The sequence below is a fragment of the Cohnella sp. OV330 genome (assembly GCF_900112065.1).
GTDB lineage: Bacteria > Bacillota > Bacilli > Paenibacillales > Paenibacillaceae > Cohnella.
Map to the genome: position 1 here is coordinate 668,893 of NZ_FOKE01000003.1, position 21,740 is coordinate 690,632.

The 21,740-nt window shown below is 60.6% G+C and carries 17 protein-coding genes; 13 read left to right on the forward strand and 4 right to left on the reverse strand.

Features of this window, described 5'->3' with window-relative positions:
* Positions 1 to 137: 137 nt before the first annotated feature.
* From BM235_RS09820 to BM235_RS09835, 4 genes are read right to left on the reverse strand one after another with little or no spacing between them, the layout of a single operon-like run.
* On the reverse strand, positions 138 to 1,256 hold the full coding sequence (locus BM235_RS09820) for an acyltransferase family protein (RefSeq protein ID WP_090112127.1): 1,119 nt from the start codon (positions 1,254 to 1,256) through the stop codon (positions 138 to 140).
* Complete coding sequence (locus tag BM235_RS09825) at positions 1,246 to 2,121, reverse strand: D-alanyl-D-alanine carboxypeptidase family protein (RefSeq protein ID WP_090112129.1); 876 nt, start codon at positions 2,119 to 2,121, stop codon at positions 1,246 to 1,248. The genes BM235_RS09820 and BM235_RS09825 overlap by 11 nt, the downstream gene beginning before the upstream one ends.
* Positions 2,070 to 3,245 carry an alanine racemase gene (alr, locus tag BM235_RS09830; RefSeq protein WP_090112131.1) on the reverse strand — a complete coding sequence of 392 codons (1,176 nt, stop codon included), beginning with the start codon at positions 3,243 to 3,245 and terminating at the stop codon, positions 2,070 to 2,072. The genes BM235_RS09825 and alr overlap by 52 nt, the downstream gene beginning before the upstream one ends.
* On the reverse strand, positions 3,239 to 4,330 hold the full coding sequence (locus tag BM235_RS09835) for a D-alanine--D-alanine ligase family protein (RefSeq protein ID WP_090112140.1): 1,092 nt from the start codon (positions 4,328 to 4,330) through the stop codon (positions 3,239 to 3,241). Before BM235_RS09835 ends, alr begins: the two co-directional genes overlap by 7 nt.
* A 225-nt stretch (positions 4,331 to 4,555) precedes the next feature.
* Between BM235_RS09835 and BM235_RS09840 the strand changes: the two genes are divergently transcribed.
* The 13 genes from BM235_RS09840 (at position 4,556) to BM235_RS09900 (ending at position 21,684) form a co-directional block, all read left to right on the forward strand.
* Complete coding sequence (locus BM235_RS09840) at positions 4,556 to 5,719, forward strand: iron-containing alcohol dehydrogenase (RefSeq protein WP_090112142.1); 1,164 nt, start codon at positions 4,556 to 4,558, stop codon at positions 5,717 to 5,719.
* Between the two features lie 11 nt (positions 5,720 to 5,730).
* Positions 5,731 to 6,570, forward strand: coding sequence for a histidinol-phosphatase HisJ (hisJ, locus tag BM235_RS09845; protein WP_090112144.1), 840 nt, complete (start codon positions 5,731 to 5,733; stop codon positions 6,568 to 6,570).
* A gap of 157 nt (positions 6,571 to 6,727) precedes the next feature.
* Entirely contained in the window at positions 6,728 to 7,678 is a 951-nt protein-coding gene (locus BM235_RS09850) for a sugar-binding transcriptional regulator (protein WP_090112146.1), read from the forward strand.
* 26 nt (positions 7,679 to 7,704) lie between these two features.
* Entirely contained in the window at positions 7,705 to 8,400 is a 696-nt protein-coding gene (gene deoC, locus BM235_RS09855; protein ID WP_090112299.1) for a deoxyribose-phosphate aldolase, read from the forward strand.
* Between the two features lie 174 nt (positions 8,401 to 8,574).
* Positions 8,575 to 8,844 (forward strand): hypothetical protein, encoded by a 270-nt coding sequence (locus BM235_RS09860; protein ID WP_090112148.1) that lies wholly within the window; start codon positions 8,575 to 8,577, stop codon positions 8,842 to 8,844.
* 548 nt (positions 8,845 to 9,392) lie between these two features.
* Entirely contained in the window at positions 9,393 to 11,189 is a 1,797-nt protein-coding gene (locus tag BM235_RS09865) for a sensor histidine kinase (protein ID WP_090112150.1), read from the forward strand.
* 14 nt (positions 11,190 to 11,203) lie between these two features.
* Positions 11,204 to 12,520, forward strand: coding sequence for a response regulator (locus BM235_RS09870; RefSeq protein WP_090112152.1), 1,317 nt, complete (start codon positions 11,204 to 11,206; stop codon positions 12,518 to 12,520).
* Between the two features lie 93 nt (positions 12,521 to 12,613).
* Positions 12,614 to 13,537 (forward strand): carbohydrate ABC transporter permease, encoded by a 924-nt coding sequence (locus BM235_RS09875; protein ID WP_090112153.1) that lies wholly within the window; start codon positions 12,614 to 12,616, stop codon positions 13,535 to 13,537.
* The gene (locus BM235_RS09880; RefSeq protein WP_090112155.1) at positions 13,534 to 14,403 is read left to right on the forward strand and encodes a carbohydrate ABC transporter permease; all 870 of its coding nucleotides are present in this window, start codon (positions 13,534 to 13,536) and stop codon (positions 14,401 to 14,403) included. The genes BM235_RS09875 and BM235_RS09880 overlap by 4 nt, the downstream gene beginning before the upstream one ends.
* A 251-nt stretch (positions 14,404 to 14,654) precedes the next feature.
* Positions 14,655 to 16,118, forward strand: coding sequence for an ABC transporter substrate-binding protein (locus BM235_RS09885; RefSeq protein WP_090112157.1), 1,464 nt, complete (start codon positions 14,655 to 14,657; stop codon positions 16,116 to 16,118).
* A 649-nt stretch (positions 16,119 to 16,767) separates the two neighbouring features.
* On the forward strand, positions 16,768 to 17,454 hold the full coding sequence (locus tag BM235_RS09890) for a hypothetical protein (RefSeq protein ID WP_090112159.1): 687 nt from the start codon (positions 16,768 to 16,770) through the stop codon (positions 17,452 to 17,454).
* A 107-nt stretch (positions 17,455 to 17,561) separates the two neighbouring features.
* Positions 17,562 to 20,018 (forward strand): glycoside hydrolase family 31 protein, encoded by a 2,457-nt coding sequence (locus BM235_RS09895; RefSeq protein WP_255374270.1) that lies wholly within the window; start codon positions 17,562 to 17,564, stop codon positions 20,016 to 20,018.
* A 178-nt stretch (positions 20,019 to 20,196) separates the two neighbouring features.
* Positions 20,197 to 21,684, forward strand: coding sequence for a stalk domain-containing protein (locus BM235_RS09900; protein ID WP_090112161.1), 1,488 nt, complete (start codon positions 20,197 to 20,199; stop codon positions 21,682 to 21,684).
* Positions 21,685 to 21,740: the final 56 nt, after the last annotated feature.

A 21,740-nucleotide genomic window follows, 5' to 3' on the forward strand; every position in this document is an offset into this window, starting at 1 on the left:
ATCGCGCAAAAGTGCAGGATTTTTACCCGAAACACCCGGGTTCTCGCTTAAAGAAACGAGCTACCGTGCACTTTTGCGCGATAGATCGCAAAAATACGCCATACCGGCCTTGGATGATGCATTTTTGCAGGATAGCACTAGTGCCGGATCGATACCGATCCGGTTTTTTTGGCGCGATGACGCATGGCGGTCCGAATCGTTCGTAAGGTAGGGAAGCGGACGGCAACGGCCGCCATCGCGATGGAAAACGCGCAAACCGCGGCGAAGTGAATGAGGCTGTTGCCGATCAGCCATGGCTGCAGCCCCGTCGCTTTGGCGGCGCCGCGCACGAGCACGATGGCGAGCGGATGCAGGACGTAGATCCACGCGCGTCCCTCCCGAAGCGTACGGTTCGCCGGCCCTTTATAAGGGAGAGCCAGCAAGAGTAGAAAATAGGCGGCAGGCACCGCAAAAACGTACATGCTGTCGTGCCGCGGAATGTCGCCCGCGCGCAGCCAGACCGCCTCCGCGAGCATCGCGGACAGCGAAGCAAGGAACAAGATCGCATGCGCGAGCGGGCGTCTGACCGTTCGCGGTCGCCTTGCGACGGAGGCGCCCAGCGCCAGGTAGATCGGCGCGAAAAACAGGCCGTTGCGCGTATAGTCGAACGCGCGGAACATTCCGTTATACCATCCCGTCAGGACATCGCTGCCTGCGAGGAAGCTGTAATAGCTGTCGCCGAACAGTCCGACGGCATACAGCAAGCAAGCGACGGTAATGACCGCGGCCGGCTTCAGCGCGCGGTACAGTCCGTGCAGCATGGCGATGCCGATCATCAGCGCAGGCAAGTACCAGAGGTGGTAGAAGGTGCCGTCGAACGCAAGGTCCCGCAGCAACGAAAGCGTGCCGAACTTTGGGGAAGAGAAGTAACCATTGTATACGTTGAGCGGCACATAGAGCAGGATGGCGATCGCGTACAGTCTGGCGATGCTGCCGAGATAGCGCCGAAGATGGCGCCGGTCGGCGAGCGGGTCGCCCGTCAGCTTGCGGAAGTAGAAGAAGCCGGAGGTCATGAAAAAGATCGGTACGGCGATGCGGGTGAGCGCGCCGTCGACCAGAAAGTCCGCGGACGGGCCAAAGACGGCGAATGGGCCCGTATGGTTGGCGATGACGAGCAAGGCGGCGACGAACTTCAGCCATGACAGTCCGAGGAAATCCGTTTTGGCGGAAGTAGCCGATGTAGCCGATGTAGCCGATGTAGCCGATTTAGCCGACAAGGGACCGCCGCCTTTTGCCGCTGAAAGCCGTCACGATCAGGCCGCCCGCGTTGTCGCCGGACAGACGGTAATAATCGCAATCCGGAATCGGTACCTCGATAAAGCTGCCGTCGCCGATGGGGACGTAATAGATTTCGACGCGCTCGCGTTCGTCTTCGATGGCGAGCCGTTCTCCGCCGAACGAATATCGACGCAGCCGCTCGATGTATTCTTCGAGGCACAGATTCTCCCGTTCCATAAGCTCGGCGTGCGGGGCCCCGACGTAGCGGAAATGCCATGGCTCGCAGGCGATGCCGGTGAGGGCCTCCTTGCCCGCGCGGTATCGCTGGACGAAGCCGTGCTGCGCGGCGAGCCGCTTGAAGTCCAGGCAGGCGCCGCTATCGGGGAAGTCCGGCGCGATGAAGTCGAGCTCGCCGCCGCCCGCAAAGCCGACGTCCACGGCGAGTCCGGTCTGGTGCTCGCTGCAGCCGGGCCAGGCGACATACGCGGCCGTATACTGCGGCCCGTTGTCCCGAAGCGACGATTCGTAAATTTCAGTCTGCTCGGCCGCCGTCCGATACGCGCTCACCGCCACGATATCCGCCGTGCCGCGGCAGGCCGCCAGCAGCTCGCTTAGCCGGGCGAGCGCCGTCGTTTCCAGAAGCATTCCCGGCGCGAGCGCGCGCATCGCGGGATACGCGTCCAGATCCGCCAGCTTGTCCGCGGGGACCGGCTCGCGTACCGGATGCTGCCGATTGACGAGGATGAGATGGCCTTCGCGGACGGCCGCGACATCCACTCTAATCAGGTGATGATTGCGAACCTGCAGCTCCGTCAGATCACGGTCGGCTCCTGCCGCTGCGGTTGAAAATAAGCGTTGTTCCATGGACAGCGAACCTCCTTTGCGCTTGCGTATATTTTGGCGACGCGCTCCGTCAGCGCCGTCGTGATCGCTTGCGACGGGCCGTCGATATGGGCGGCCAGCTCGGCGAACGAGACGCGCTCGCCGCCCTGGCGACCGATCAGCGTCACCCGGTCCCCGGGCGCGCAAGGTCCGGGCAGCCGGAGCATCAGCTGATCCATGGAGATCTTGCCGACGATCTCGGCGCGCTGTCCGCGCACCAAGGCGGCGGCGCCCTGCATCCGCTGCGACCAACCGTCCGCATAGCCGATCGGGACCGTGCCGATCCATTCGTCGGCGTCGGCGCGGTAGGCGTTGTCGTAGCCGATATAGTCGCCCCGCCGCACGCGCTTCGCCTGCATGAGCGTACTGTGCAGGCTGAGCGCCGGCTCCAGTTCGACGGGCGGCGCGAGATGTCCCGGATAAAAGCCGTACATCGCGGCGCCGATCCGCACCATGTCGAGCGCCAGGCCGGGGAACCGCAGCGCCGCGACGCTGCCCGCGCAGTGATAGTGACGAATGGCGATGCCGCTAGCCTTGCTGCGCTCCATGAGCGCCGCGAATTGACGGGCTTGCCGCTCCAAGTATGCCGTATCCGCTTGCCCTGCCGTCGCGAAGTGCGTATAGAAGCCGTCGACGTCGATGTCCGGGGCGGCGAGCCACGGGACCAGCGCGTCCCACTCCGCCTCCGTCCGGAAGCCGATCCGGCCGAGCCCGGTGTCCGCCTTGACGTGGACGCGCAGCTTGCGGCCGGCCAACGAAGGCACTTGCCTTCGAAGCTCCCGGAACCATTCCGCGCCCGTGACAGTGAGCATGAGATCCTGCGCCAGCGCCAGCTCGACCTGCTCCGGGCGGATCGGCGTCAGCAGCAGGATCGGGAGCGTAGCGCCTCCGGCCCGCAGGCGCAGCGCTTCCTCGAGAAAGGCCACCGCCAAATAATCCGCTCCCGCCTGTCTCGCAGCCTCGGCGGTCTCAAGATCGCCGTGTCCGTAGCCGTTCGCCTTGACGACGGCCATCAGCTTCACGCCCGCGGGCAGCGTGCCGCGAATGGCTCGCAGGTTGTCCGCGATGCGGCCGGGCTCGATCTCCGCCCACGTCTCCCTCAGCATGTGCTTTTCCTCACGTATTGGAGCGTTTGCCTGGCTTCGTGTCGAGCGAACGCATAATCGATCAGCCGCTCGATCAGCGCCGCGTATGTCGTGCCGTCCGTCCGCTCCCACATGACTGGATACATGCTGGCGGACGTGAAGCCGGGCAGCGCGTTGATCTCGTTCAGATAGAACAGGCCGTCCCGGTCCAGGAAAAAGTCCACGCGGGCAAGCCCTTCGCAGCCGAGCGCCCGGTAAGCTTGCAGCGCCAACGACCGGACTTGTCCGATCAGCGCTTCGCTCACTTCGGCCGGAATCGACATGCGCAGCTTCGGATCCGAATACTTGGACGCGAAGTCGAAAAAGCGGTGATCGTGAATGAACTCGCCCGGAAGAGAGGCGATCGGCTCTTCGTTTCCCATGACCGCCACCTGAATCTCCCGTCCTTGCAGCTCGCGTTCAACGACCAGCTTGGCATCGTACCGGAAGGCCTCCGCGATGCCGGCCAGCAGCTCGCTCCGATTGTCGCAGCGGCTGATGCCGATGCTCGAGCCAAGCGATGCCGGCTTAACGTAGCAAGGATAGCCGATCTCATCCTCGAGCATGCCGATGCAGCCTTGCTCGTCCGCCAGCCATTGTCCGCGCAGAACGACCCGATGGTCGACCTGGCGGATGCCTGCCTGCGCGAGGACCTCCTTCGACATCGCCTTGTCCAGCGTGAGCGCCGCGGACAGCACGCCGTTTCCTACGTACGGCACGTTCAGCATTTCAAGCAGACCTTGCAGCGTTCCGTCTTCGCCGAAGGATCCGTGAATCAAAGGCAGGACGACCTTTTTGCCGGGCAGCGACAGCTTGCGGAGCAGGATGTCGCCGATCGAGGCGGCTTCGCTGTCGTGGGACGGCTCGGCGAGGAGACGCTCCGCCGCTTCGATGCCCGAGAGGCCCTGCGCGTCCGGCGCGCACCAGCGTCCATCCCTGGCGATATAGATCGGATGCAGCTCGAACTTGGATTCGTCGACCGCGCCGAGGACGGTGCGGGCGGTTTTTAGCGAAATCTCGTGTTCGACGGACTTGCCGCCATACAAGACGTACAGTTTGGTTTTCATCAGATGACCTCCGGTTCGCGATTTTCTTCGATGTCTACAAGATAACCGCCAACTTTTAAAAAGGTTGAAACGAAAGTTTAAGGATTGCTTAAGATTGCTTGAAGCGGGGACCTTTCTTTAAGTTGGATTCGCGGCGTGCGCGCGCTGTATAATAGGGAGGTTGGCGCCGCTTGACGCGTTCAAGCCGCGCCCCGAATCCAATCGCTAACGGAGGTTTGCCGCTCCATGAACAATTTTGAATTGTACAATCCAACGAAGCTGGTGTTCGGCAAGGATACGGTCTCGAAGCTGGGATCGCTGGTCGAGCCGTACGGCAAGAAGATCCTGCTCGTCTACGGCGGCGGCAGCATCAAGAAGTCGGGACTTTACGACCGCGTGCTGTCCGAGCTTGCGGCCATCGGCGCGACGGTGCATGAGTTGCCGGGCGTCGAGCCCAATCCGCGCCTGTCCACGGTACATAAAGGCGTCGACATCGTTCGCGCCGAAGGGATCGAGTTCATCCTCGCCGTCGGCGGAGGCAGCGTCATCGACGCGGCCAAGGCGGTGGCGGCGGGCGCGAAGTACGCGGGCGATCCGTGGGACTTCACGATCGGCAAGGCCAGGATCGAGGACGCGCTGCCGCTCGGCACGGTGCTGACGCTGGCGGCGACGGGCTCCGAGATGAACGGCAACGCCGTCATTTCCAATTGGGAGACGAAGCAGAAGCGCGGACTGGGGAGCAAGCTCGTCTATCCGCGCTTTTCCATCCTGGATCCGCAGTTGACCTATTCGGTCCCGCGCGATCAGACCGTGAACGGGATCGTCGATATCATGTCGCACGTGTTCGAGCAATACTTCACGTTGACGGACGGCGTGCCGCTTCAATCGCGTTTCGCGGAATCCGTGCTGTTGACGGTCATCGAGAACGGCGAGAAGGCGTTGGCGAACGGCGAGGACTACGAGGCGCGCGCCAACCTGCTGCTGGCCGGTACTTACGCGCTCAACGGCACGCTGCCGAACGGCGTCGTCACCGACTGGGCGACCCACGGCATCGAGCACGAGGTCAGCGCCATCTACGACATCGCGCACGGCGCCGGTCTCGCGATCGTTTTCCCGAACTGGATGAAGTACGTGTACGACGCCAAGCCCGAGCGGTTCGCGAAGTTCGCCGAGCGGGTATGGGGCATCGATCCGTCGGGCAAGTCGGCGGATGAGCTCGCGCTGGCCGGCATCCAGGCGACCCGCGACTACTTCACGCGCATCGGCGCGCCGGCTACGCTCGGCGAGCTCGGCATCGGCGCAGAGCAGCTGGACCGCATGGCGGACGAGGCGGTGCAGTTCGGACCGATCGGCTCCTTCAAGAAGCTCGAGAAGGCGGACGTGAAACGAATTCTCGAGATGAGTCTGTAGGAGGCTGCGGCATGGCGTTGAAGTGGGACGGACATACGCATACGAAATTTTGTTATCACGGCAGTCCCGCTGAGTCGGACGCGTATCTGGATCGCGCGATCGCGCTCGGCTTCGTCCGCTATACGCTGAGCGAGCATCCGCCGCTGCCGGACCGGTACGTGGACAATCCGAAGCTGATGGCGGAACTCGCGATGCCCGAGCGAGAGCTGCCTGAATATATGGCATACGCCGCCGAGGTCAAGGCGCGCTACGAGGGCCGCATCGAGGTCGCCGTCGGACTCGAGATGGACTATCTGCCGGGGATGACGGACTATTCCGACCGGCTGCTCGCGCCGTGGCTCGGCGAGCTGGAGGATATCGTCGTGTCCGTGCACTATTTGCCGGGCAAGGGCGGGATGCGCTGCATCGACTTTACGCCTGCGGACTTTGCCGACGCGTTCCTGGCGCATTACGGCTCGATGGATGCCGTCGCGGACGCTTATTACGATGCGGTGGAGGGCGCGATCGGCTGGGCTGCGACGCTGCCGAAGTCGATCCGCAGGCGTATCGGCCACGTCAACCTGATCCGCAAGTTCCATCGCGAGCTGCCGCCGATGGACGAGGATCGCGCGCGGGCGCGGCTTACGGCGCTGCTGCCGAAGCTGAAGGCGGCCGATCTCGCCCTCGACGTGAACGTGGCGGGCTTCCGCAAGCCGACCTGCGGCGAATCGTACGTGCCCGAGTGGCTCATCGATCGCTGCATCGCCGAAGGCGTCGGGCTGGTGTACGGCTCGGATACGCACAAGCCGGAAGAGGTCGGCGCGGATTGGGAATGGTTCGAGCGGGCGGTCGCCAAGGGCGGCGCACGTTGAGCGATTAACTAACGAAGGACGCGAATCCGCGAGGGTTCGCGTCTTTTTTACCGGATACGTTTCAAATGAGCTAAAGCCGTTAAACCTGGCGTAAACGGTTGAACTACAAGCCGTCAATCGATTATGATGGTTCCAAATCCCGGACGGAGTGTTGCGCATGAACCCAGAGACAGGCGGAGACCGGCTGGCCCGCATGATCGACACGGCGAAGATGTATTACGAACTGAATTACAGCCAGCAGGAGATTGCCGAGCGGCTCGGGATCTCGCGGCCGACGGTGTCCCGTTTCCTGCAACAGGCAAAGGACGAAGGCTACGTCCGCATTCAGATCGTCGATCCGCGCGAGAGCAACGACTCGCTCGCCGTCGGGCTGGAGCGCAAGTTCAAGCTTCGCAAGGCGGTCATCGTACCCGTGCCCCAATACGAGGATAACGTCGTTAAAAAGTACCTTGGCGAAGCGACGGCCGCCTATTTGCACGAGACGCTGGAGGACGGCGACACTATCGGCGTGACCTGGGGGACGACGCTCTACGAGGTCGCTTGCCGGCTGCGGGACCGGCAGCTTAAGGACGTGCGGGTCGTGCAGCTTAACGGCGGCGTCAGCCATTCGGAAACGAACACCTACGCGTACGAGATCGTCCAATTGTTCGGCAAGGCTTTTCACACGGTGCCGTACTTCATTCATCTGCCCGCTATCGTCGACCATGCGATCGTGCGGCATACGATCGAGGCGGATCGGCACATCGGCCGCATCCTGGCGCTGGGCAAGCAGGCGAATATCGCCGTAATCACCGTTGGTTCGCCGACCGACGATTCGGTGCTGATCAAGGCGAACTATTTTACGGAAAACGACTTGGCCCTGATCAAGGAGCGAGGCGCCGGCGACCTATGCTCCCGTTATATCGATCGCGAAGGCAATCTCTGTTCGGAGGAGTTGAACCAGCGGACGATCGGGATCGAGCTCGAGGACCTGAAGCACAAGGAGTGCTCGGTGCTCGTCGCGGGCGGTCGCAAAAAGGCCGAGGGCATTTACGGCGCTTTGCGGGGAGAATATGCCAACGTGCTGATTACGGATCAATATACGGCCCAATACTTGTTGGAGAGATAATACGAAGGAGATGGACTGACATGACGATGAACGGGACAAATAGGGCGAACCCATCCTCCGATTCGCTAGCCGCTTATATCGACCATACCGCGCTCAAGCCGGAAACGAGCCGCGACGATATCGTTCGACTGTGCGAGGAAGCGAAGCAGTATCGGTTCGCGACCGTCTGCGTGAACCCTTATTGGGTCAAGACTGCGGCCGCTCTGCTGGCCGGATCGGGCGTAGGAATCACGACGGTGATCGGATTCCCCCTGGGGGCGACCAGCACGTTCGCGAAAGCTGCGGAGGCCCGGGACGCCATCGCCGCGGGCGCGACCGAGATCGACATGGTGCTGAACGTCGGCGCGCTGAAGTCCGGGCTTTACGAGGAAGTCGAACGCGACATCGCACGCGTGGCCGAGGCTTGCGAAGGCGCGGCTGTGCTTAAAGTTATTCTTGAGACCGGCCTCCTGGCGGACGAGGAAAAAGTAAAAGCGTGCGAGCTTTGCGTCGCGGCGGGCGCGGACTTCGTCAAGACGTCGACGGGCTTCGGTCCGGGCGGCGCGACCGCGGACGATATCGCCCTGATGCGGCGAACCGTCGGGCCCGATATCGGCGTGAAAGCGTCCGGCGGCGTGCGCGATGCCGCGACGGCACGCGCGATGATCGCGGCCGGCGCCACTCGCATCGGCGCGAGCGCCAGCATCGCGATCGTATCCGGCGGCACGGGCGGAGGGTACTGAGAACGAGGCGTGCGGATCGATTTGATCGAATCCGCCGAACGTTATGATGGAGCACGGAATCGCCGCATTGGAGCGGAGATTCCGTGTTTTCTGTTTTCGTTATTTATTTCGTATGGTAATGTTGTATGCGAGTTCCATTTTCTGTTTGAGAACTGGGAATAGGAGGCGATTATGATGAATAATGCGGCCTACAAGGTAGAGATCGAGTTGTTTTTGACGGAGACGGAGAGTTTGAAGGCGCAGATACATAGCCTCAGGACGGAGAATAATATTCTAAAAGCCGAGAAGGACCGGCTTCTATCGGAGATTGAGCACCTGAAATCGGAAAAGGAACAAATGCATGCCCGGCTGCTGGAGAGTGGACGTAGGCTGCTGCTTAGTGGCATAGATGCAGCGGAGGTTGCGCGCATTACGGGCTTGTCGCCGGACGAGCTGGAAGCTTAGTTCGTCACGATCGTTTGTTATAGCGTCATTCGACAGGCTGCTCAGGCAGCCTTTTGCTGTTCAGTGTCATCGGCAACCACGGACACCTGTTGTCGGACCTAGGATCCGCTATTTTCGGATTTATCGACTTACTCCTGGGCTAACGGACCGTACGTCCGTTAAATAGCTTAAAACGACCTCTGACGCCCCGTTTTTCCTCAAATAGCGGCGCCTCTGTCCGCAATAACTGTTTTTTGCCCACTTCCGGCGCAAATAGCGGCTCCTCGGTCCAAGATAACCGCCACCTTTCCAGTCATACCGATGCCAAAGTTCACCTTAAACGCCTCACATCCGCGTTTTTCGTAGTTAACGCCTCCCCTGCTCGCCTTACCCGCCCCCAACAAGCATAGACGACCCGCCAAGCCTGCATATACAATGGCATCAGGCCTTCTTCATGTGCGTTATTACGCAAATCGTGCGCCGTCCCACGGACTTTTCGCAAACGCATACACGGGGACGAGGCCGATCCGCCATACTGGAGGAGCCGACAGACGACGGGAGGTCCCGCATTGAAGCTTCATCTGAAGAATCCGCTCACGAGAATGAAGGTCAAGCAGCAGCTGATCCTGCTGTTCCTGCTGCTGGTCAGCCCCGTGTTCGCGCTGAACTGGTACGCCAACGCGAGAGCCGAGGACATTCTGAAGCAGCATGTGACGAGCGCGTACGCGGAGCTGAACAAGCAGAACCTCGCGCTCATGAACCGCGACATGGACACGGTCAGCCGCGTGATGACGACGCTGATCCAGCATTCGGTCATCCAGTCGCTGAACCCGATGAGCGGCGATACCGCCGACCGAGTGCGGCAGTACGCCGACGCCGACAAGCTGCTCTCCTCCTATTCGATGGGGATGAACGGCGGAGAGGCCGTCTATTATTACTTATACGCCTACGATCCGAACAACCGTTACGAATTCGCGCCGACGCCTTCCTCGAAGTTCAAGGCGGTGGGCGGCGTCTACTTTTATAACGATCAACAGAAGCCCGAATGGATCGACGAGATTTTGAGCAAACGGGGCAAAGGTTATCTTCGCATCATGAAGGATCTGGGCTCTTCCTCCAGGCCGGATACGCTCGCTTACGTGCGAGCCGTGTACAGTACGAGTCAGGGCAACCAGGTCGTCGGCGTGCTCGTCGCCACGAACATCAACCGCAAGCTGGTCGAGTCGATGCGGACGGTCTCGCTGCCCGACAAGGGCGAGATTTACTTGACCGATTACGAGGACAGAGTGCTGGCTTCATCGACCGGTCCCATCGGGGATCGGCTCGCGCTGCCGGCGGAGCTTCGCGCGGGAGATGACGTCGAAGGGCAGTCCAACGTGATTACGGACGGCTATATCTATGTGCAGAGCTATCAATATTTGACGCAGCAGAAGCTGATCTACAAGATCCCGACGCGCTCGCTGCTCCAGCAGCAGAATGAGTTGAAGTTCGTCATCCAGCTGATCTCCATCGTCTACTTCGTCTTTTGCATCGTCGTCATGGCGTATTTCTGGCGCTCGCTCCTGACGCCGCTTCAGCGGCTCGCCGTGTTCACGCGGTCGTACGTGCCGGGCAAAAGGGTACCCGAGCAGGCGGCGATCGACCGCAACGACGAGGTGGGCGTGCTCATGCACTCGGTGTACGGGATGGCGGGGAGGCTCAACTCGCTCATCGAGGACCGCTACCTGATGGAGATCAAGCAGAAGGAGGCGCAGTTGCAGCTGCTCTACCAGCAGATTAATCCGCATCTGCTATACAATACGCTCGAGAGCATCTATTGGAAAAGCACGCTCGAGGGGCAGTCCGAATCCGGCGAAATGATCAAGGAGCTGGCCCAATTAATGCGAATCGGGCTGAGCCGCGGACGCGACCTGATCACGCTCGAGGAGGAGCTGGCGCATGCGAAGGCGTATACGAGCCTGCAGCAAAAACGCTACGAATACGGCTTTTCCGTGACCTGGGATATCGACGAGCGGACGCTCGCCGACCTGATCCCGAAGATCGTGATCCAGCCGTTGATCGAGAACGCGATCCTTCACGGCGTGCGGAATATGGGGGAGGACGGCGAGATCGCGATCAGTGCGAGATTGGCCGATGGCGATGTCGAGATCAGCGTCGAGGACAACGGCTACAAAGAGACCGACTACGAAGCGATCGCCCGCCTGCTCGAAGGCGATAACGGGAGCGAGGGAGCCGGCTACGGCATCCGCAACGTGCAGCAGCGCATTCGCCTGCAGTTCGGCGCCGAATACGGGTTGGCTTACCGGCCTCGCGAAGGCGGCGGTACGGTCGCGAGCATCGTGCTGCCGGCTAAGCGCGAGTTATAGAAGGGGGAACGGGGATGTACAACATCTTGATCGTCGACGACGAGCCGCTCATTTGCAAAGGCCTCGGCAACCTGCTGCTGTCGTCGGGATTGAACATCAAGGAGATCTTCTTGGCGGGCAGCGGCCACGAAGCGCTCGATTACTTGCGAATGGAAAATATCGATCTGCTGATCACGGACATTCAGATGGGCGCGATGAACGGCATCGAGCTTATGCACCAGGCGAAGATCATCAAGCCTTGGGTGCAGGCGATCGTCATATCCGCGCACGAGACGTTCCAATACGCGCAGCTCGCCATTAAGCTGGGCGCCAAGGATTATATCATCAAGCCGATCAAAAGCGAACAGTTCCTCGATTCCGTGCGCGAGGTGCTGCTTCATATGGATAAGCCGCTTCCCGCGGAAGGGGACCTGCTTTCCCAGCTTCGCGAGCATTTTCGCATGGAGGCACCCGGTCCCCATCGGACGGAACGGCTGAACGCCGTTTTATCCGGCGTGGAGGCGGTTCCCGAAGAGGCGGAGCTGGCGCGGCTTGGGCTTGCGGGACCATACTTCGCCGTCGTCAAGGTCAAGCTCGATCCCGATCGCGAGCAATCCGGCCGCCGCTACGGCGAAGGAGACGAGCCGCTGCTTCAATATGCCGCGCTCAACATCGTCAGCGAGCTCCTCGGCAAGGATTGGAGCTACGACGCCTTTTATACGCCCGGGATCGAAGTCTCCGTACTGATCCAATGGGACGACGAGAGCTTCGGCGACTCCAGCGTCGACAAGATCAACCAGCTCGAGCTGATCGGCCGCAGCCTCCACCACAACATTTCCAAGTACCTGAACCTGCCCTGCGTCGTCGGCATCAGCCAGATTCTTAAGGGAGCCGCCTTCCTGCCCGCGCTCGGGGAGCAAGCCCGCAAGGCGATCTTGTGGAACCGCGAGCACAAGGACCATCACGTGTTTTACTACGGGGACTTCAAGTGGAGCCTATTCGGCAAGGAGCCGACCGAGGAAGAGTGGACGGAGCAGAACAATCAGATCGTGGAAAAGGCAATGGCCTACATCCAGCAAAATTTCGCGCAAAAGGGCCTGACCCTGCATGAGGTGGCACAGCGGAATCACGTCAGTCCGAACTACTTAAGCTACCTTTTCAAGAAAAACACCGGCTTCAACCTATGGGAATACGTCATCAAGCTCCGGATGGAGGAAAGCAAGCGCCTGCTGCAGCAGACCGATCTGCGCCGCTACGAGATCGCCGAGCGGGTGGGCTACGAATCGCCGGAACATTTTAGCAAAATATTCAAGAAATACTATGGAATCTCGCCGAGCGAGCTGAAGAAGTAAGATCACTCACGATCCGAATAGATACGCACATATTCAGCGGGGGGCCCTTTTTCTACAATAAGGAGGAGGCACAAAAAGAAAGAGGGAGACCGTATGAATCAGACAACCGCCGTAGCCAGCCCGCTGAACGCGGATACGACCAAGCCGCGGGGCCGATGGAGGAAGCATGCGTGGGGATATGCCTTCGTGCTGCCGGCCGTCGCGATTTTTCTGCTGTTCCTGTGGCTGCCGATCGTCAAGGGGATCGTGTTCAGCTTTTACCACATCGACTTCGTGAAGGGCAATTCCTACGTCGGACTCGACAATTACAAGCTGATCTTCAAGGACCCCGACGTCGGGACCGCCGTGAAGAACACGCTGTATTATATGTTTTTGTGCATCGTCATCGGCTTCTGGGTGCCGATCCTGTTCGCCATCTCGATCTCCGAGCTGCGCCGCTTCCAGGGATTCGCGCGCATCGCCGCCTATCTCCCTTACGTCGTGCCGGTCGTCGTACTCTATGGCTTGTGGCGCTGGCTGTACGATCCGGTCGGCCCGTTTAACGCGGCGCTCGAGAAGGTCGGCATCACCCCGATCAGCTTCATGACCGACAAGAGCTGGTCGATGATCTCCATCGTCATCATGGAAACGTGGCAGCAGTTCGGATCCGCGATGCTGATCTATCTGGCCGCGATTCTGAGCATTCCCCGGGACTGGTACGAGGCGGCCGAGATCGACGGCGCCGGCGTCTGGCGCCGCATCTGGCATATCGCGCTGCCGTCCATCCGCAACCAGATCGGGCTCATGCTGCTGCTGCAGCTGATCGGCACGTCCCAAGGCTACCAGTCCCAGCTCGCCATGCTCGACGGAGGCCCGAACAACGCCACGCTGACTTACGCGCTCTACATCGTCAAATATGCGTTCAATAGCTTCAATTACGGCGTCGCATCGGCGCTCGGGGTGCTCATGTTCCTTGTCCTCGGCGTGCTGGCCGTCATCCAGCACCGGCTGTCCGCCAAAGGAGGGAATGCGGCATGAAAAGCGCTGAACGCGGCATCATCTCCAGCTACGACATGAAAAAGCCGCTGAACAAGGCGGTCTACATCCTGATGTGCATCGTCGTCGCCGTCATGTGTATAAGCATGCTGTACCCGATCGCGACCGCGCTCTTCAACGGGCTTAAGGCCAACGTCGAGGTCAACTCCTTTCCGCCGCACTTCCTGCCGCAGGAATGGCACTTCGATAATTATAAGAAGGGCTGGAGCTTCATCGATCTCCCGCTCTATCTGAGAAATACGATGCTCATCTTCGTCGGCAACATGGTCGTCACGGTCGTCGTCATCGGATTCGCGGCGTTCAGCCTGTCGCGGCTGGATTGGCCGTACCGCAAAGCCGTCTATTACTTCTTTCTGGCGACGCTGTTCATCCCGCCGACGACGTACATCATCCCGAACTTCATCAATCTGCGCGACCTGCATCTGATGAACACGTTCTGGGCATTCTGGCTGCCCGCCGGCGCAAACGCGTTTTACCTACTGCTGCTCAAGAGCTTTTTCGACGGCATCAACCAGGAGCTGTTCGAGGCGTTCCGCGTGGACGGCGCATCCGAGCCGCGCGTCTTCTGGCAGCTCGCCTTCCCGCTGTCCCTGCCGATCTTCGCGACGCTGGCCATTTTCGTCTTCGCCACGTCGTGGAACGACTGGTTCTGGCCGAGCATGGTCATGGGGGGAGAGCACTATCCGCTTGCGACCGCGATCAAGAAGTTCGTCATCGACGCCCGGCGGCTCGACCTGAACATCCGGTTCGCCATTCTGACGATGATCATGATCCCGCCGATCGCCATCTTCCTGATCTTCCAGCGCTTTATCGTGCGGGGCTTGCACCTGGGCGGCGTCAAGGGGTAAGCGATGCGTTGGAAAGCGTATGCTTGGAGCCCGATCCGCGGGCGTTATGCATCCGTCGGCTAAGGGCGCGATTTAGGCGGATGCGAGGCGCGTATGTGCGGTTCTACGCAGGGCGAATGTGCGATTTTACGCACATCGCCGGATCGTAAACCTGCACACGATCGAAGTAGGAATGCACATCGCGCCGGTGCAAACGCCTCCATTATGATGAGCGTGTAACCAATTCATACCTATCGAAAAGGGGAGTTACCATGCGCAAGACTTCAATGACCCTGGCCACGCTGGCCGCCTCGGCGCTGCTGCTGTCCGCGTGCGGCGGCAATAACAACAACAATGCTTCGAGTTCCTCGTCCGCCGCGCCGGCATCGTCTTCGGCCGCGCCGACCGCCGAAGCCAGCGGCAGCGCGAGCGCCGCGCCCGCCGACGATCTTACGCAAAAGAAAGTGACGATCAGCATCTACTACCCGACGCCGGACCTCGTGGAGAAGCGCGCGCTTGAAGACGACAAGATCAAGCGTTTTAACGAAGTGTACCCGAACGTCACGATCGTCAAGAGCGACTGGCAGTACAACCCCAACGAGATCGGCATGAAGATGGGCGCGGGCGAAGCGCCGACGCTGTTCAACACGTACGCCACCGAAGGCAAGTTCCTCGCCGAAAAGGGCTGGGCGGCCGACATCACCGACCTGTTTAACGGCTATCAGTACAAGGACCAGATGAATCCGATCCTGCAGGATCAGTTCATACTCGGCGACAAAGTGTACGGCATCGCGCAGCAAGGCTACGTGACCGGCACCGTCGTCAACAAGAAGCTGCTCGACGGCAAGGGCGTCGCTGTACCGTCCTACGATTGGACTTGGGACGACATGCTGAAGACGGCGCAGGCCGTCGCCGATCCGGCCAAGGGCATCGCGGGCATCGCGCCGATGGGCAAGGGCAACGAGGCCGGCTGGAACTGGACCAACTTCCTGTTCGAAGCGGGCGGCGAGATCCAGAACGTCGCGGACGGCAAGGTCACTTCGGCGTTCAATAGCGACGCGGGCGTCAAGGCGATGGACTTCTATAATAAGCTGGCATGGGAAGCCAAAGCGATTCCGAAGGATTGGGCGCTCGGATGGGGCGACGCCGTAGGCGCATTCGCCCAAGGACGCTCCGCTATGGTCATCGCCGGTCCGGACGGTCCCGTCGACCAGGCGCTGAACCAAGGCGGCATGAAGCCTGAGGACGTGCTCGTGTACCCGATGCCGGCGGCCGAAGCCGGCGGCAAGCACACCGGCGTGCTCGGCGGCGACTTCCTCGTCATCAACCCGAACGCCACCAAGGACGAGCAAGCGATCGCGTTCCAATACGCCGTGTTCGACTACTTCTCCGACAAGGGCCTCGCCTCCGTCGAAGAGAACATCCAGGCGCGCAAGAAGGACAACAAATACTTCATCCCGCCGGTCATCCAGTACTTCAAGGACGACTCCGAGTACGGCCAGAAGGTCAAAGCCGTCTACGCCAAGTACGACAACGTGTACCAGTACAACGCCGACTCCCAGGCGCTGCTTGACGGCAAGCCGGAAGCGCAGTACAACACGCAAGACTACTACGCCACGATGACTAACGTCATCCAGGAAGTGTTCTCCAAGAAGGGCACCGACGTCAAAGGCCAACTCGACGTCGCCGCCAAGACGATGCAGTCCAAGTTCTACGACGCCATCAAAGTCGAATAGTCGGTGAGACCATGCGCCGCGCGGGCCTATGCCTGCGCGGCGTTTTCTGCCCTTTGCGCGTGCTGGCTCCGCGGCCAAAGTAACGTTCAGCAGCGTCAAATCAGCTCCGGACCCCGGTTCCGCGGCCCAAGTACCGTTCAGCAGCGTCGCATTAGCTCTAGCCCTCGGCTCCACAGCCCAAGTAACGTTGTGCAGCGTCACATTAACACCGTTCCCCAGTTCCGCGGCCCAAGTAACGTTATTCAGCGTCAAATCAGCTCCGTTCACCGGCTCCCTGGCCCAAGTAACGTTCAGCAGCGTCACATTAGCTCTAGCCCTCGGTTCCGCAGCCCAAGTAACGTTGTGCAGCGTCACATCAACTCCGTTCCCCGGATCTGCGGCCCAAGTAACGTTCAGCAGCGTCACATCAACTCCGGTGCACGGTTCCGCAGCCCAAGTAACGTTGTGCAGCGTCAAATCAGCTCCGTTCACCGGCTCCCTGGCCCAAGTAACGTTCAGCAGCGTCACATCCGAAAAACAACTTGAACTCTTTCGCAAACTGCTTTATTCTTTCAATTAAAGAGGAAAGCAAAGCCTGAAGCACAGGCCGTTCGTACCGGGTTTAACCGGGCGGGCGGCCTTTTTTATTACTTTGGCGAGGGGCGATAGGATGGTTATCGATTCGGTATTCGAAGCGGCCTATGACGAGATGATGTCGCGAGCCGTTCAGACGAGTAGCGGGGAAAGGAGGAGAAGATTGATCGAAGGCAGTTTTACGAACGAAAAGTTGCTGCTAAAAAGCGTGTGGTGGCCCGCCAAGGGCAATCTGAATGATCTGCATTCCGAATACGAGTTGACCGATTACAAAGACGGCCAACGATTTGCGGACTTCGCTTATATATTGCCGGGCTTCTACCGAGGGCTGCTTCTGGAAGCGGACGCTTACGGTACGCATTTGCGCGACGTGAGTCGCTATCGATACGGAGATAATTTGGAGCGACAAAACCATCTTCTCATTGACGGATGGCATCTCCTGCGTTTCAGCAGAGACGATATGCTCGAGAGACCTAAGCGGTGCCAACAAACTTTGTTAACGGCCTTGGCCGCTTGGGGTTATGGCGATTCGGCGCAGTCTGTCTCCCTGAATCTGTACGAGCATGCCATTCTTCACTGGTGCGGGAAACGAAAAGCTTCCTTCAAACCGATCGAAGCGCAATCTGCACTTAAAATCGGGTATTACACTGTCGCGCACGCGTTGCGGTCTTTGGCCTCGAAAGGTTACTTGCAGGCGAAAAGCTCCCCAAGCGGGCGATCTACGAGCTATCACGTCATGCCAAAAACAAATAAATTGCACTAACTAGACGCCCAATTCCGTAATCCTGCACATACATTGCGTAGCCTGGGTAATATCAGTTCAATACGGCTCTTGATATGATGAATTCATCTTAGAAAGGCAGAGGTGTCATGAGCATGTTGAATAGCGAACAGATTCATCCCGATCACGTGGGGACGGGCCAGACCGCGGACAAGCCGGCGCTCGTGCGCGTCGGCAAGCTGACCGCTGCCGAACCGCTTGGCCAGCAAGGCGTCGTCTTCCGCGGAGAAAACGCGAACCTTGCCCTGATCGCGACCGCGGAGGGTATTTTAAGGCTGAAGTTGTTTTTCGGCGACGGGGATCCGGCGCTGGACGCGACGCCTGCGATCCTTCCGCTCGCGCCGACCGGCGGATTCGCGCTGTCCGAAGACGCGAGCGCTTACACGGTAAAGGCCGCTGGCTTGCGCGCGGTCGTCGCCAAGGCGCCGTTCGGCATCCAGGCGTTCGACGGCGATGACCGGCCGCTCGCCAGCGTGCTCGGCATCGAATGGGACGGAAAACGCTCGCAGACGATCGCGCTGGCGATGGAGGAGAGCTCACACTTTTACGGCCTGGGGGAAAAGACGGGCTTTCTCGATAAGCGGGGCGAGCGCTACGAGATGTGGAATAGCGACGTCTACGACCCGCACGTGCCGGATATCGAAGCCCTGTACCAATCGATCCCGTGGAGCATCCATTTCAAGTACGATCGCCCCGTCTACGGCGTGCTGCTCGATAATCCGGGCCGCACGGCGTTCGATATGCGTACCCGCAGCGATCGCTATTTGATCTCGGCGGAGACCGGCGCGCTTGACCTGTACTTGCTGGCTGGACCGACGCTCAAAGACGTCGTCGCGAGGCTCGCCGACCTGACGGGCCGCACGCCGCTGCCGCCGAAGTGGGCGATCGGTTACCAGCAATCGCGTTACAGCTACATGAATCAGGAAGAAGTGCTGAAGGTGGCGAGGACGTTCCGGGAGAAAAAGATTCCCTGCGACGTCCTGTACCTGGACATTCATTATATGGACGAGTACCGCGTGTTCACCTGGGATCCCGTCGCGTTCCCGCGCCCGAAGGAGATGATGCGGGAGCTCGCGACTATGGGTTTTAATCTCGTCCCGATCGTCGATCCCGGCGTTAAGAAGGACCCGTCCTACCGGCCTTACCGCGAGGGCGTCCACAACGGTTATTTTTGCCGGAAGCTGGAGGGCGAGATCTTCGTCGGGCCGGTGTGGCCGGGCCCGAGCGCATTCCCGGACTTTACCGACGACCGCGCGTCCGCTTGGTGGGGCGACTTGCACGTCCATTATGTCGAGCACGGCATCAAGGGCATCTGGAACGACATGAACGAACCGTCCGTCTTCTGCGAGTCGAAGACGATGGATCTGGACGTCGTCCACGCGAACAACGGCAACCCCAAGACGCATGGCGAATGGCATAATCTATACGGCATGCTCATGTCGAAGGCCACGCACGAAGGCATGAAGCGTCATCTGCATGGGGAGCGGCCTTTCGTGCTGACGCGTGCCGGCTATACCGGCATTCAGCGTTATGCGACGGTGTGGACCGGCGACAACCGGGCGTATTGGGAACACCTCGCGATGAGCATTCCGATGGTGCTTAATCTGGGCCTTTCGGGCGTCGCTTTCGCGGGACCCGATATCGGCGGATTCTCTCACCATACGACGGGCGAACTGCTGGCTCGCTGGACGCAGGTAGGCGCGTTCACCCCGTTTTGCCGCAATCACAGCGCCATCGATACGATCAGGCAGGAGCCCTGGTTGTTCGGGGAAAAGGTGGAAGACATCTGCCGCAGCTATATCGGTCTACGGTATCGGCTCATGCCGACGCTGTACTCGTTGTTCTACGAGGCGTCCGTCTCGGGACTCCCGATCGTGCGGCCGCTGCTCATGGAATACCCGGACGACGCGACCGTCTATAACCTGTGCGACCAGTTCCTCTTCGGTCCGCACGTTCTGATCGCGCCGATCTTGCGTCCCGGGACGTTCTCGCGCGCCGTTTATTTGCCGGCAGGCGTCTGGTTCGACTACTGGACGGGCGAGCGCCACGTAGGCGGCCGCTGGATCCTCGCCGAAGCGCCGCTTGAGACGATGCCGATGTACGTCCGCGCGGGCGGGATCCTTGCCGAGCAGCCGCTTGCGATGTATGCGGACGACACAGCCGCGCGGTCAGAGCCGATCACGCTGACCGTATATGCGGGAGGAAACGGGCATTTCCGTCTGTACGAGGACGACGGCAGGACGTACGCATACGAGCAAGGAGCGTACCGGCTTCGCGAATTCAGTTGGTCGGAGCAAAACGGCGCCGGCACGCTGCGCTGCGAGTTGTTGCACGACGGCTCGCCGCACGACCGCGAGAAGGAGGAGTCGGGGACGAACGCTGCCAAGCGGACACTTCGGATCGTCGTGCGGCAAATGTCTTCAGCGCCTGCGCAGGCGACGGCATCGGGCGCCTCGCTGCGCGAATGGACTTACGACGCCGAAGCCCGGCAGGTTCACGCTGTCGTCGAAGGCGCGACGGACAGCTTCGAGCTGCGGTTTTTCTAAGAAACGCGGCATCTGACGAATTGGCGGTGCGTACGCTCGATATGCCGAATACATGTTAACGAACAGACGGTCTCCGGCACTTCAGCCGGAGACCGTCTTCCTTTAGGTCGGAAACTTTTGGCGTACATGCCGCGTCTATTTCTAATAACAGGATATATACGGAAAGGGTGGGATTGGATTGTCGATCGTATTAAGAGGGTTGCCGCACGCGCTGCTGGCCGCAGTGCTTCTTCTGCCTGCAGGCGGCATCGCTTCAGCCGCTGCGCCGACGACCGCCGCCTCTTTTGCCGCTTCCCCGGCGGCCGCGTCGAGCATCGCCGCAGCCAACCCGACCGCCTTCGTTCAAGTCGCGGCAGGCGAGTATTACTCGACCGCCCTGCGCGCAGACGGTACGGTCTGGGCTTGGGGACGTACGCTGTTCGGCGAGCTCGGCGCGCTGGAGTCCCGCGTCACGAGCGACATCGACAGGCCCGTCCGTCTCTTCGGGCTCCCGGCGATCGCCGCGATCTCGACGAACGGCGTCGGCACGCAGACGGGCGTCGCGACGGACGGTACCGTCTGGGAGTGGGGCTCGAGAGGCGCGATACAGGGCGGCACGACGCTGCCGACGCCAATCCCGGGCCTGCAGGACGTGAAGGCGGCCGTACCGGGATTCGCCCTCAAGAAGGACGGCACGCTCTGGAGATGGACCTACGAGCCGCAGGCAGGGGACAAGCCCAAGATCGCCGTCGCGCAGGTCGCAGGGACATATCGCTTTGCGAGCATGACCGCCAAGGGCGACCTTGTCTATGCGATCGACGGCGCAGGCGCCGTCTGGGGCTTTGGGGCAGTCCGGAAGCACGACGGCAGCGGATTTGCGCCTTTGACCCCGGCGCGCCTCGCAGGATTCCAGGCGATGAAGCAGCTGTCCGCCTATCAGGATCGGCTCGTCGGCGTCGATACGTCGGGCCGGGCGTGGCAGGCGCAGTTGGACTTCGATGCGCTGTACCAGCAGGCTAAGGCTGGACCCGTTAAGCTGAAAAGCAAGCCGACGCGTCTTGCGTTGACGCTCAAGGCCGAAGAAGCAGAGATCGCGTACTTTGGCTCCGTGCTGATCCGGACGACCGGCGGCGACGTGTGGACGACGAACGGTTGGCTGACCGGCAAGGCCGGCAAGATCGGCGGTTGGTCCGGCATTCGCGAGATCGCTGCGGGCTACCATCATGGCCTGGGGATCGATTTGCTCGGCAGGCTGTGGGGCATAGGCGGAAACCAGTGGTTCGAGGCCGGCTCCCCTAACGTGAACGACGCACGGATGCTGTACAAGCCTGCGCTAGTGTTGCCTGCGATCGGCGTACAGGTCGACGGCAAGCCGCTCGCCTCTGGCTATCCGGCGGCGATGGCGGCGGGTCGCGCCTACGTGCCGCTAAAAGATACGGTGCGCGCGCTCGGCGGGACCTTCAAAGCGGCGCAGGACGGCACGTATGAGATCGCGCTCGGCGAGGCCGCGGCGGTTTTCCGGTTCAGTGACCTGCAAGCGACGATCAACGGCTCGCCGGCGACGCTGGCGGGCAAGCCGTATACGTCCGCAGGCGCGGTCATGGTGCCGGCTTCCTTGTTCAAGCAGCTAGGGTTAGCGGTCGTCTGGAATGCCAAGTCGAGCGAGCTTAGCTTGAACAAAGCTTAATGCAACGAAAACGAAAAAGAAAAGGATCAGGCCTCCTAACGGGCCCGATCCTTTTT